We start from the raw sequence: 12,286 nt of genomic DNA, 5'->3' as shown, positions 1-12,286 counted from the left end.
ACACAGACGAGCAATTTCGAACTCGCAACATATTCGCCGTCATCCTGTCCGGATTGGCAACATATTCGCCGTCATCCTGAGGAGCCCGGCGTAGCGCGGAGCGCGTAGCCGGGCGTCTCGAAGGATGCGCTGCGAGCACGTCGCGCAAGCCGATCGCCCGTGGCCATCCTTCGAGACGCCCGCCCTGACGGGCGCGCTCCTCAGGATGACGGCGCGTGATGTGGCGATCATGCCGAAAGGAATTTATCGGAAGCCCCCTCGGCTCGCGGCCGCGATTGCCAGTCCGGATTCTCAACCAGTTCGCCGTCATCCTGAGGAGCCCGGCGTAGCGCGGAGCGCGTAGCCGGGCGTCTCGAAGGATGCGCCGCGAGCACGTCGCGCAGGCCGATCGCCCGTGGCCATCCTTCGAGACGCCCGCCCTGGCGGGCGCGCTCCTCAGGATGACGGCGCGTGATGTGGCGATCATGCCGAAAGGAAATTATCGGAAGCTACCCCCTCGCCTCGCGGCCGCGGCGAAAGGTCTTGTAGTTGATGCCGTATTTGTCCATCCGCAGGCCGAGGATGCGCCGCGTCAGGCCGAGCTCTTGCGCGGCGTCGGTGACGTTGCCGCGGTGGCTCTTCAACGCCTCGACGATCATCTCGTATTCCACCGCCTGCACCTTGCCGCCGAGGCTACAGCCGAAATTGGTGCCGGTCTCGGCCGAGGTCTGCAGCGACGGCGGCAGGTTGTAGCCGTGGATCACCCCGTCCTCTGAAAGAATCACCGAGCGCTCGATGACGTTCTCCAGCTCGCGGACGTTGCCCGGCCAGTGATAGGCCATCAGCATGTTCAACGCCGGGGTCGAAATCCGTTTCACCTCGCGGCCGCTATCTGCGGCGTTGCGGGCGACGAAGTGGTCCGCCAACAGGATCACGTCGCTGCCGCGCTCCCGTAGCGGCGGAATGGTGATCGGAAACACATAGAGCCGGTAGTACAGGTCCTCCCGGAACGTGCCCTTCGCCACCATCTCCAACAGATCGCGGTTGGTGGCGGCGATGATCCGCAGATCGACCTTCACCGGCTTCGACCCGCCGACCCGCTCGAAGGTCTTTTCCTGCAGCACCCGCAGCAGTTTCGCCTGCATCAGCAGGCTCAGTTCGCCGACCTCGTCGAGAAAGATGGTGCCGCCGTCGGCGAGTTCGAAACGGCCCTTGCGCAACCCCACCGCGCCGGTGAAGGCGCCCTTCTCATGGCCGAACAATTCGCTCTCGACGATGCTCTCCGGCAACGCTGCGCAGTTGAACTTGACGAACGGGCCGTCGGCGGTGGCGCTGTTGTAGTGGATCGCGTTGGCGACCAGCTCCTTGCCGACGCCGCTTTCGCCGAGCACCAGCACGGTCGCCTTGGTGCCGGCGACCTTGTGGATCAGCTCGTAAACCTGCTGCATCGGCTTGGAATTGCCGATGATATTGGAGGGCTTGAATCGCTCCTTCAGCACGCTCTGCAGCCGGCGGTTCTCGTTCTCCAGCCGGACCTTCTCGATGTTCTCGATCAGATAGAGTTCGGCCGCCGGCGCCACCATCAGCGCCACCGTGGAGAGCACCTGGACGTCCTGCCGCAGCAGCCGCGAGTTGCGGTAGGTCCGCTCGGCGCTGATGGTGCCGATCACCTTTTGCGCGTGAATGATCGGCACGCAGAAGAACGAGGCGTTGGTATTGCCGTGGCCGTGCGACTGCGTGCGGTCGAGAAAGTGCGGGTCGTCGCGCAGATGCGGCACCACGATGGCGCGGCCGGTCTCCACCACCTTGCCGGTGATGCCCTCGCCCGACGCGTAGATGCCGCGCGCCTTTTCCTCTTCGGACAGGCCGAAGCTCTCGTGAATGAAGATGGTCTCCGAGCCGCGGTCGTACAACGTCACCATGCCGCGATGGATGCGCAGTTGCTTCTGCATCACCGACAGGATGATGGTCAGCGTCTTGGCGAGGTCCTCGCTGTCGGAAATGATTTGCGCGATCTGAAACAACAGCGGCAGCACGTTCACCCGGCATTCGCCGGTGAAGCAATGGGTGAACTCCTCGACCGGCTGTTCGGTCTCGACGGCCACAGCATTGCTCGCAGTCATCGCCATGGTCACGGCCTCAGCTTCGGTTGCGTTGCTGGGTCAGGGCCCTGCCCCGCGCCGGCCGAGCCGGCAGCCTCGCGGCGGCGCCAAGGCGTCGCAGGCGATGGCGTCGCGGCGAAAAACGCGGACGGGTTGAGGCGGTTTCGTTCCGATCGGTACAAATCAGCATCCGTCTTTACATAAGGGTCCGAACTTTTCGGCGGCCGGCGCGCTGGGCCCGCGGCTGACGAACCGCTCCCGGCGCCGCCGTGAGCGGTCATCCTTTATATAACACCGTATATAACGGATGGCATGATCATGTGAGCGGCAGAACTGTCGAAACCGTAGGCAGACTGCCAATTCGGCAATCAGCCGTTGTGGCGGATGCGAGTTGCTTGCAGGGCTATCAGTCCCGCTCCGGCTCCAACGTGCCGCCGGCGAAGTTGCGATAGATGAAGCGACTTTGCGCCTCGTCGGCCTCGGTGGCGGCGAGCTGGAAGATCTCCTGGTGCCGTGGCGACAGCGCGCAGGCCGGATCAGTGGCGGCGGCGTCGCCGGTCAGCGCGAAGGCCTGGCAGCGACAGCCGCCGAAATCGATCTCCTTGAAGGCGCAGCTGGCGCACGGCTCCTGCATCCAGCCGGTGCCGCGATAGCGGTTGAAGGCTTCGGAGTTCTGCCAGATCGAGGCGATCGAATGATTGCTGCGCACCGATTCGAAGTGCAGCCCGGTGATGGTCTCGGCGGCGTGGCACGGCAGCACCTTGCCGGTCGGCGAGATGTTGAAGAACTGCCGGCCCCAGCCGCCCATGCATTTCTTCGGCCGCAACGCGTAGTAGTCCGGCATCACATAGTCGATTTCGAGAATGCCCTTCAGCCGCGCCCGGGCGTCTTCGACGATCCGCGTGGTGTCCTCGAGCTGCTGCAACGTCGGCATCAAGGCGGCGCGGTTCTTCAGCGCCCAGCCGTAATATTGCACGTTGGCAACTTCGAGCCGGTCGGCGTCGAGATCGACCGCCATCGCGATGATGTCGGCGAGCTGATCGAGGTTCTGCCGGTGCATCACCGCGTTGACGGTGAGCGGCAGATCGAGCTCGCGGGTCCAGCGCGCGACTTCGAGCTTCTTGGCGTGCGCATGGGCGAAGCCGGCAACGCGGTCGGCCACCGCAGGCTCATTGCCCTGGAAGCTGATCTGGACGTGGCACAGCCCGGCATCGGCCAAGGCTTTCAACTTGTCGCGGCTGAGCAGCACCGCCGAGGTGATCAGGTTGGAGTAAAGCCCCACGTCGGTCGCGTGGCGCACCAGCTCGACCAAATCCTTGCGCGCGGTCGGCTCGCCGCCGGAGAGGTGAATCTGCAGCACGCCGATCTCGGCTAGTTCGCTCAACACCGACTTCCACTCTTGCGTAGTGAGTTCGCCGCGGGATCGCTCCAGCTCCACCGGGTTGGAACAATACGGGCATTGCAGCGGACAGCGATGGGTCAATTCCGCCAGCACCGCCAGCGGAATGCCGAACTGCTCGGCCACCGAACCGCGCCGCTCCAGCACGGCGAGGCCGTCGGCGGGTTCGCTCGCAATCGGGTTGGCATCGGTCAGTGTCGGACTCATGTCGTATTCTCCCGCGCCTCGGCGAGGAATCCCTTGTCGGCGAGATCCTGCAACATCGCGATCACGTCGGCGCCGATCAGTTCGCGCGCCGCAGAATATTTTCTGGCCAACTCATCGATCATCTCGGCGACGCTACGCACGCCGTCGCACAGCTGCAGAATCTCCACCGCGATCTCGTCCGGCGCCAGCACCCGCTCCGGCGCGAGAATCACCCAGCGCTGCCGTGTGACGTCGAACCGCAGCTTGGCATGACGCGGCAACACCGGCCGGCTCGCCTCCTCGACGGTGAGATTGCGGCTGCGCGCGCCTGTCATGCCCTGCCTTCAGTTTGCCTCAGGAACGAACGCGCCCGGCGGAATCTGCCCGTCGACATAGGCGTGGTGCAGCGCGTCGAGCTGCGCCCACAGCACATTGGTCTTGAAAATCAGAGCGTTGCAGACCGCCTCGCGCTCCGCCGGGGTATCCGCGTGCCGCTTGACGTAATCCAGCGCGAACTGCGCGTCGCGCGGCGCCTGCTGCAGCCGGCGCTTGAAGTAGGTCATGATCTGCGGATTGACGAAATCATAGTGCTCCAGCATGCCGGCGATCCGCTCTTCGTGCAGATTGGGCGCGAATAATTCCGTCAGCGACGACGCGATGGCTTCCAGCGGCGTCCGATCGCGGACGAAATGCACATAGGCATCCACCGCAAACCGCGTCGCCGGCAGAATCCCTTCGGTCGACTCCACGTAAGCGCTGTCGAGGCCGAGCCCTTCGGTCAGCTTCAACCAACGTTCGATGCCGCCCTCGGCGCCGAGATCGCCGTCGTGATCCTCCAGCCGATGCCGCCATTCGACGCGGGTGGCGCGGTCGCGAAACCGCGAGATCACCACCGCGTCCTTGATCGGGATCGAGCACTGATAGTAATAGCGGTTCAGCGCCCAGGCCTGCACCTGGCCTTTGTTCAGCTTGCCGCCGTGCAGCAGCCGATGGAACGGATGCAGATTGTGATAGCGGGTGGCGCCGATCTGGCGCAGCGCCGCCTCGAGCTGGTCGGCGTCCTGCAGCTCGGTATTTCGCGCCAGCGAAAACGCCGACATGCCGTACACAGGAGCGTTCACAACACCACCTCCATGCCATCGGCGGGGATCTGCCAGCCGGCGCGATCGACCGCCTTGCGTTCCGCCGAGTCCGGCAGCAGCGCCGGATTGGAATTGTTGATATGCAAAAAGATCTTCTGACCGATGCCGCAATCCGCCAGAGCCGCCAACGCGCCATTATCTCCCGACATCGCGATGTGGCCCATCGCCTGCCCGGTCTTGTGGCCGAGACCGGCGGCGATCAGTTCGTCGTCGCGCCACACCGTGCCGTCGAAGAACGCCAGCGGCGCCCCGGTGAGCCGCTGTTTCAGCTCGGCGCCGACCTCGGCGCAGGCCGCGACGAAATAGAAACTGTTGCCGCTGGAGCGGTCGGTGATGCACAAACCCAGCGTATCGCCGACGTCGTTGGCGGCCTCGCCATCAGGATGCGACTTGCCTTCCAAATACCAGGCGCCCTTGCCGGCCACGGCGAACGGCAGCACCTCGATGCCGGCCGGAGTGCCATCTGGCAAAGTCAGCTCGAACGGCTGATCGATCGCGATCTCACGGCGCTTGACGCTGCGCTCACTCAACACGTTGAAGATGCTGTTGGCTTTCAGGATCGCCAACACCCGCCGATGCGCATAGAGCGTGAACGGCGAGCCTTCACGCATCGACAGCAACCCGGCCACCGCATCGACTTCGCCGTTGGTCAGGATCACGCCGGCGATCGGGCTGTGACGGAGCCGGCCATGCTGAGGATGCAATTGCGGGGTCTGGATCAGTTGCTGGCGCAGATCCGGCGAAGCGTTGATCAAGAACCAATGTTCGCCATCGGCGCTGATCGCGACCGACGCTTGAGTGCGCCGGAGCGTCGGATCATCACCCCTCGCCGCCTGGCAGACCGGGCATCCGCAATTCCATTGCGGCACCCCTCCGCCCGCGGCCGCTCCCAGCACGACGACGCGCAACATAAAACCCGTCCCCGGGGCTTGCACGTGCGGCGTAAGCCGGACACGGCGATGGCCCATCCCGGGCACATCGCCGCGCGTATCAGCCGCCTTCGCCGAACGCCAAGCTATCGCAGCCTGTTACTTGCGGGCCGCGCAGGCATACATGTTGATTTCCATGCCAACGGCAACTTCGACGATTTTCGGAGTCTTCCAGGCCATCGTTCATCCTCCCACTGTTTCGCGATTTCACGGTCAGGCGCCGCGATCTGAAAAAGATAGGGCGGCCGCTGATCGAGCGCAAGTGAAAGCTCCACACAGCGGCGTGAGAAGCGCTGCTGCAATGCGAAGTAACAACGGCATGTTGCACTTGCACACACCGGGTTCCAAGCCCGCACGCTTAGGAACTTTGCGTCCAAAGAGGTTCGACGGGTGCAACTATCCAACGCTTGTCGTGCGCGAGGCCGCAACGACGCGCAGGAAGTTGTCATTGAAGCGTCGCGCGGCGGTGGCGAAGGCCGGCAGCCGTGCGGCGGTCTCCGCCGCAAGCCCGGCGGCGCGCTGCGGCCCGAGAGCGGTGTCGAGCGATGCGGCATAAGCGGGTAATTCGCGCCATTGCGGCACCGTCTGTTCGGTGATTTCGACGTGGTACTGCACCCCATAGGCCGACGAACCGACCCGGAGCGCCTGCACCGCGCAGGCGGCGTTGCCCGCCAACAGCTCGGCGCCCTCCGGCAGCCGAGTCACTTCGGCGCCGTGCCATTGGAAGGTTTCGACCGGATTGGCGAACCCCGCGAACAGCGGATCTTGCAGCCCGGCCGCGGTCAGTTCCACGCGGCCCAGCCCGACCTCCGGGGTGTTGCCGAGCGCCACCGCCCCGCCCAGCGCGTCGGCCAACAGCTGGTGACCGAGACAGATGCCGAGATAGGGCCGGTTCAGCTCGCGAACGAAACGGCGGATCGCGGCCTTTTCCGTCACCAGCCAGGGATGTTCGACCTCCTGCCAGACGTCCATCGGGCCGCCCATCACCACCAGAGCGTCATAGGCCTCGAGCTCCGGGATCGGATCACCCTCGTCGAGCTCGACCGCATCCCAGGCAATGCCGTCGGCCCGCCAGAATTCGCGGAAAATCCCGGGGTGCTCGATATCAATGTGCTGAAAGACCAGAAAGCGCATGGTGTTCCTCGGAGTAGAGATGGGTGGCAAGCCTGCTGTGCAAGCCACGCGCCAGATTGCGGCCGTGGCGCGAGGCTTGACGCGGGCGGCGATCGCCGTCCATCCAGGCTCCCGGCGGCTCGCCCCGCCGATTTTGATTGGGATAGCGGACGTGGCAGTGAGCGGGCAATTGGAAAGAACCGAGCCGACCGGGATCGGGCACTCGACCAATCTGGTCGGGGTGCCGATGGATTTTCTCGCCCATGCCCGGTTCAACGACCATCCGGTGCCGCTGCACATCGCCGGCGTCCGCGAGATGAACCCGGAGTTGTTCGAGATGCTGGCGCAGGCCAGCGACCTCGCCGACGCTGGCGGCGCCTTCATGTGCTACATGATGGCGATGTTCGGGATCGACGCCGAACAGCAGGAGACTCCCGCGGGCCCGGACAAGCCGCGGCGCTATCGCTCCTCGTTCCTGCGGCTGATCACCGGCTGGGGCTGCGACAGCAACGGCGCCGAGGGCGCGGTGCTGAAGGGCTGGGTGGAAAGCCGCTTCGGCATCTTCCCGACCTTCCACAAGGCGTTCATCGACCGGATCTCCAGCGGCACCTGGACCACCTATGTCGAAGAGAAGATGTCGAGCCGCTTCCACAACAACGCAATCTATGTGCAACTCGATCTGCTGTTCGAATTCTGCCAGTGGGCGTTGGCCAATCTGGTGGCGCCCGGCAAGTCCCATGTGACGCTGTACCGCGGCGTCAACGATTTCGACGAGCACCAGGTGGTGGAGCGGATCGACAAGACCACCGTGATGATGCGGCTGAACAATCTGTCGTCGTTTTCCTCCGACCGCGAGATCGCCGAATGCTTCGGCGATACCATCCTCACCGTTCGCGTCCCGCTTTCCAAGGTGGTGTTCTTCAACACGCTGCTGGCCGCCTATCCGTTCAAGGGCGAACGCGAGTATCTGGTGATCGGCGGCGAGTACCGCGTCAATGCCAGTTATTTTTAGAACACGCCCAAGATGAAGCAGCCTGCGCCATGACCGCCCCGAATGTGCAAGACCGCGCGCTGGCGGCGTATCTCGGCTTCGCCATCGGCGACGCGCTCGGCGCCACCGTGGAATTCATGACCCGCTCGGAGATCGCCGCGAAATACGGCGTGCACCGCGAGATCATCGGCGGCGGCTGGCTGCGCCTCGCCCCGGGACAAATCACCGACGACACCCAGATGGCGCTGGCGCTCGGCGATTCGCTGACCCGGCTGGGGGGATTCGACGTCGCCGACGTCTGCGAAGAATTCGCCGCCTGGCTGAAGAGCCGGCCGATCGACGTCGGCTCCACCTGCCGCCGCGGCATCCGCCGCTACATCACCGAGGGTACGGTACAGGGCAATTACTTCGAAGGCGACGCCGGCAACGGCGCGGCGATGCGGGTGCTGCCGGTGGCGCTCGCCAGCTTCGGGCGGCCCATCGACGCGCAGGCCTGGACGCTTTCGCAATCGCGCATCACCCATCATCATCCGCTGTCCGACGCATCAAGTTTGATGCTGGTTGAGATGCTGCACGCGCTGTTACGCGGCGAGGATAAAGAGGCGGCGCGCGCGGTGGCCGACGGCGTGATCGCGCAGCACCGGCTGCTGAAGTTCGATCCCTATCACGGCCAATCCTCGGCTTTTGTGGTCGATACCATGCACACCGTGCTGCATTACTACTTCAACACGGCGTCGTTTTCCGATTGCGTGACCCAGACGGTGAACCAGGGCGGCGACGCCGACACCACCGGCGCGATCGCCGCGATGCTGGCCGGCGCGACTTACGGGATGGCGGCGATCCCGGGCAAATGGCTGGCCAAGCTCGACCCGAAAGTCAACGCGGCGATCCGCGAGCAGGTGCCGAAGCTGCTGGCGATCGCCGAAGATGGGCAATAGCGGCGGCGGCGCGACAGGCGGCACGCTGGATCGCCGCAACGCACGATCACTTGCTCGGAGCGGATGGATGGGAATCGTGCCCCGGACACAGCGCAGCGCGCCGCACTTGCGGCGTGGTGCGCTGCAGAGCCGGGGCCGTTACGATGGCAGCGCTTGGAACGGTCCCGGCTCGCCTCGCCGCGCAAGCGCGCGGCGCGACGTCCGGGACACGCGCCTCATTCGGGGGCCGCTTATTCGCGAAACTTCTTCTTCGGCTTTTTCGGTTTCTTGTCGAACGCCGGCTTCAGTTCGAAGCTGCCGCCGCTCGGCGAGACTTCGGCGTACATCGGCTTGTCGTTCGCCAGGGGGTCATAGGCGGGCTTGTCATACGCAGGCTTGTCGTAGCCCGGTTTGTCGTAGGATTTTTTCGTCTTGAAGCTGGCGTCACGCGGGGCGCCATCGCCCGCGTGGTTGCGGTCATACGATTTGTCGCTGGATGGCTTGCGCTCATAGGGCTTGCCGGCCGGCGGCCGCCGGTCCGGGGCCTGCTGCGCGGCGGGAGCGTCGCCCATCGCCTCGATGCGGATATTGTCTTCCTTGTCGGGACGCCGGATCATCGCCGCGAAGGACTCCGCCGCGGCGCCGGAAATCTCGAACTCGGTGGTGGTGTCGTGAATCCGGATCGCGCCGATGTCCTGCTTGTCGATGCCGCCGCGGCGGCAGATCATCGGCAGCAGCCAGCGCGCTTCGGCGTTCTTCTTGCGGCCGATCGCGGCGCGAAACCAAACGCCGCCTTCCATGGCATGACGCGTCGAGGCTTTGCCGGGTCGCGCTTTCGGGCTGTAGTCGCGGTCCTCGGCGCGCGGCCGGGAATCCCCCCGCGTCGTCGCGCGCGGCTCGCGCGAGCGGGCGCCGCGTTCGCCGGGATCCAAAATGTCTTCCGGCGACGGCAGCCGCGCGCGATACAGCCGCGCCAAAGCCGCGGCGATATATTCCGGCGAGCGCTCGGCGAGCAGCGCCTGCGCCAGCACCAGATCCTCGGCCGAGGGCTCCTCGGCGAACAGCGCGTCCTGGAACATGCGTTCCTGATCGAGCTTGCGGATCTCGTCGGCGCTGGGTGCTGTGCCCCACACCGCGTCGATGCCGGCGAGATTCAAAAGCAATTCAGCGCGGCGGCGGCGCGCCGGCGGCACCAAGAGAACGCTGACGCCCTTCTTGCCGGCGCGGCCGGTGCGGCCGGAGCGATGCTGCATCACCTCGGCGTCGTTCGGCAGATCGGCGTGGATCACCAGCGCCAGGTTCGGCAGATCGATGCCGCGCGCCGCGACGTCGGTGGCGACGCAGACCCGGGCGCGGCCGTCGCGCAGCGACTGCAGCGCCATGGTGCGCTCGTTCTGGGTCAGTTCGCCGGACAGCGCGACCACCGAGAAGCCGCGCTCCAACAGCGCGGTCTGCAGATGCTTCACCGCGTTGCGGGTGTTGCAGAACACGATGGTGCTGGGCGATTCATGGAAGCGCAGCACGTTGACCACGGCGTGCTCGACGTCGCCGGGCGCGATGCGGATCGCCTGATATTCGATGTCGGCGTGGCCGCCCTCACCGTTTGCAACTTCGACGCGGAACGCCTGCTGCTGATACTGCTTGGCCAAGGCGACGATGCCGCGCGGCAGCGTCGCCGAGAACAGCAGCGTGCGGCGGGTCGGCGGCGTGGTCTTGAGGATGAACTCCATGTCCTCGCGAAACCCGAGATCGAGCATCTCGTCGGCCTCGTCGAGCACCACGGCCTTCAATTGCGAGACGTCGAGCCGGCCGCGCCGCAGATGGTCGCACAGCCGTCCCGGCGTGCCGACCACGATATGGGCGCCGCGGGCCAGCTCGCGCTGCTCCTGCCGCGGGTCCATGCCGCCGACGCAGGACACCACGCGGGCGTCGGCGTAGGCATACAGCCACGCCAGTTCGCGATGCACCTGCAGCGCCAGTTCGCGGGTCGGCGCGACGATCAGCGCCAAGGGCGCCGCGGCCTGTTCGAAGCGCTCGGCGTCGCCGAGCAGATTCTTGGCGATCGCCAGCCCATAGGCGACGGTCTTGCCCGAGCCGGTCTGCGCCGACACCAGAAGGTCGCGCCCGGCGGCCTGGTCGGCGAGCACCGCGGTCTGCACCGGTGTCGGGTCATTGTAATTACGTTCCGCCAGGGCTCGGGCGAGCGGCGGGCTAGTGGTCAAGAATGTCACGAGATGGGTGGTCCTGCTTGGCGGCGACGCCGCGGCGTCGAATGAGGCCCGTGCCGAACAGCTCGACCCGGCGCGCCTTTAAATGCACAGCCAGCAGGCCCGTCGGAATGGGTGAGGTAGGGAATGCTTTAGGCCAAAGCGGCGCAAAGCGCCAATGATTGCTGGCGAGGAGCCGAAATCCGGGCGGCGGGGGCTCGGCCGCGCGGTGGCCCGACCTCGCGCGACCGGCCCAACGCGCTGAAATCGCTTGTTAATTGCGACCCGACCGCGCGCCCGCAGGCTGCAGCCCTGCGGCGGCTCGGGTTTCGCCCTATGCCGGGTTCCCGCAAACGCGAAGCGCCGAGCGGCTGGCCGGCCGGCGCGCTTGGGCGCTCGCCGCTAGCTCAGATAGCTCGCCAGATTGAGGCTCTGCACTTTGGCGATCGCCGCATAGGACGCCGTCAGCTGCGCCTGATAGGTCGACAATTGCGCGGTCACCGCGGCGACGTCGACGCTGGTGAGATCGGTCGCCAGCGACTGCGCATAGCTCTGATACTCGGTCTGGAAGCTGCTGGCGCGTTCGATCGCCGACGCCGCGTTGGAGACCCGGCTCTGCACGACGCCGACCGCATCGACCGCGGTTTCCGCAAGATCGAGCGCCTCGTTCAAGGTGTCGGTCGACAGCGTCGTGCTGTTGGCGACCAGGTTCATCGCCCGCATCGCCTTTTCGAACGCCGCGTTGTCGGCGGTGACGCCATAGCTCACGATCTGGCTTTCCGAGACGCGGACCGAGGCCAGTTCGTCGTCGCCCTTGTAATAGCTGGTGTCGGCGCTCGATGGCGAGGTCATCGCGGCATAGACCGTGCTGTCGATGTCCACCGGGGCCTGGTCGGTGCGGGCGCCGCCGAACACATAATCGCCGCCATACTGGGTGTTGAGCAACGAGGCCATCTGCTCCAGCATGTCCTGCGCCGATTGGCTGACGCTGGTGGCGTCGGTCGTCGTCGAACTGGTGGCCCCGGTCAGCAACGAGCGAAACTGGGTGATGAGATCCGAAATCGAGCTCATCGCCGAGTACATCACCTCGACCTTGCTGGAGGCCTGGGTCGAGGCGTCGATATAGGACTGCGCCCGGGTCACCGAGACCTGAAGGTTGAGGATCTGCTGCGAGGACGAGCCGTAGCCGCCGAAATCCGAAGACGTGATCCCGGAGGCTTCCTGGATCTGCATGTTGGCCATCGTGCTTTGGGTGCGCAGAGCCGCGGCGATCATCTGCTCGCTGTTTCCGAAAGTGGCGATCCGCATGGCCATGATGGAC

General features: G+C 65.5%; 11 protein-coding genes. 2 read left to right on the top strand and 9 right to left on the bottom strand.

The annotated features are described in order from the left end of the window. Positions 1-488 precede the first annotated feature (488 nt). The 7 genes from RPC_RS04450 to RPC_RS04420 all read right to left on the bottom strand — a co-directional run bounded on the left by RPC_RS04450 (position 489) and on the right by RPC_RS04420 (position 6,871). On the bottom strand, positions 489-2,108 hold the full coding sequence (locus RPC_RS04450; RefSeq protein ID WP_011471362.1) for a sigma-54 interaction domain-containing protein: 1,620 nt from the start codon (positions 2,106-2,108) through the stop codon (positions 489-491). A gap of 379 nt (positions 2,109-2,487) precedes the next feature. Beyond that, positions 2,488-3,687 carry a pyrroloquinoline quinone biosynthesis protein PqqE gene (pqqE, locus tag RPC_RS04445; protein WP_011471361.1) on the bottom strand — a complete coding sequence of 400 codons (1,200 nt, stop codon included), beginning with the start codon at positions 3,685-3,687 and terminating at the stop codon, positions 2,488-2,490. After that, the gene (pqqD, locus tag RPC_RS04440) at positions 3,684-4,001 is read right to left on the bottom strand and encodes a pyrroloquinoline quinone biosynthesis peptide chaperone PqqD (protein WP_011471360.1); all 318 of its coding nucleotides are present in this window, start codon (positions 3,999-4,001) and stop codon (positions 3,684-3,686) included. Before pqqD ends, pqqE begins: the two co-directional genes overlap by 4 nt. A gap of 9 nt (positions 4,002-4,010) precedes the next feature. Further along, positions 4,011-4,766, bottom strand: a complete 756-nt coding sequence (gene pqqC / locus RPC_RS04435; RefSeq protein ID WP_041802438.1) for a pyrroloquinoline-quinone synthase PqqC — start codon at positions 4,764-4,766, stop codon at positions 4,011-4,013. A 17-nt stretch (positions 4,767-4,783) separates the two neighbouring features. Next, the gene (gene pqqB, locus RPC_RS04430) at positions 4,784-5,719 is read right to left on the bottom strand and encodes a pyrroloquinoline quinone biosynthesis protein PqqB (protein WP_011471358.1); all 936 of its coding nucleotides are present in this window, start codon (positions 5,717-5,719) and stop codon (positions 4,784-4,786) included. 117 nt (positions 5,720-5,836) lie between these two features. Beyond that, entirely contained in the window at positions 5,837-5,917 is an 81-nt protein-coding gene (pqqA, locus tag RPC_RS04425; protein WP_041801384.1) for a pyrroloquinoline quinone precursor peptide PqqA, read from the bottom strand. 216 nt (positions 5,918-6,133) lie between these two features. Then, a complete protein-coding gene (locus tag RPC_RS04420) occupies positions 6,134-6,871 on the bottom strand; it encodes a type 1 glutamine amidotransferase (protein ID WP_011471357.1) in 738 nt (245 codons plus the stop codon). Positions 6,872-7,028: 157 nt separating this feature from the next. On the opposite strand from RPC_RS04420, the gene RPC_RS04415 reads away from it, so the two are divergent. Together RPC_RS04415 and draG are read left to right on the top strand one after the other, a co-directional pair. Then, positions 7,029-7,862 carry an NAD(+)--dinitrogen-reductase ADP-D-ribosyltransferase gene (locus RPC_RS04415; protein WP_011471356.1) on the top strand — a complete coding sequence of 278 codons (834 nt, stop codon included), beginning with the start codon at positions 7,029-7,031 and terminating at the stop codon, positions 7,860-7,862. 29 nt (positions 7,863-7,891) lie between these two features. After that, positions 7,892-8,779 carry an ADP-ribosyl-[dinitrogen reductase] hydrolase gene (draG, locus tag RPC_RS04410; protein WP_011471355.1) on the top strand — a complete coding sequence of 296 codons (888 nt, stop codon included), beginning with the start codon at positions 7,892-7,894 and terminating at the stop codon, positions 8,777-8,779. A 230-nt stretch (positions 8,780-9,009) separates the two neighbouring features. On the opposite strand, the gene RPC_RS04405 is transcribed toward draG, so the two are convergent. Next, positions 9,010-10,989, bottom strand: coding sequence for a DEAD/DEAH box helicase (locus RPC_RS04405; protein WP_011471354.1), 1,980 nt, complete (start codon positions 10,987-10,989; stop codon positions 9,010-9,012). Between the two features lie 378 nt (positions 10,990-11,367). After that, the gene (locus RPC_RS04400; protein ID WP_011471353.1) at positions 11,368-12,279 is read right to left on the bottom strand and encodes a flagellin; all 912 of its coding nucleotides are present in this window, start codon (positions 12,277-12,279) and stop codon (positions 11,368-11,370) included. Positions 12,280-12,286: the final 7 nt, after the last annotated feature.

Origin of the sequence: Rhodopseudomonas palustris BisB18 (assembly GCF_000013745.1) — a bacterium.
Lineage (GTDB): Bacteria > Pseudomonadota > Alphaproteobacteria > Rhizobiales > Xanthobacteraceae > Rhodopseudomonas_A > Rhodopseudomonas_A palustris_F.
The sequence above is the reverse complement of the archived record's forward strand: the minus strand, read 5'-3'. Positions and strand labels throughout refer to the sequence as shown.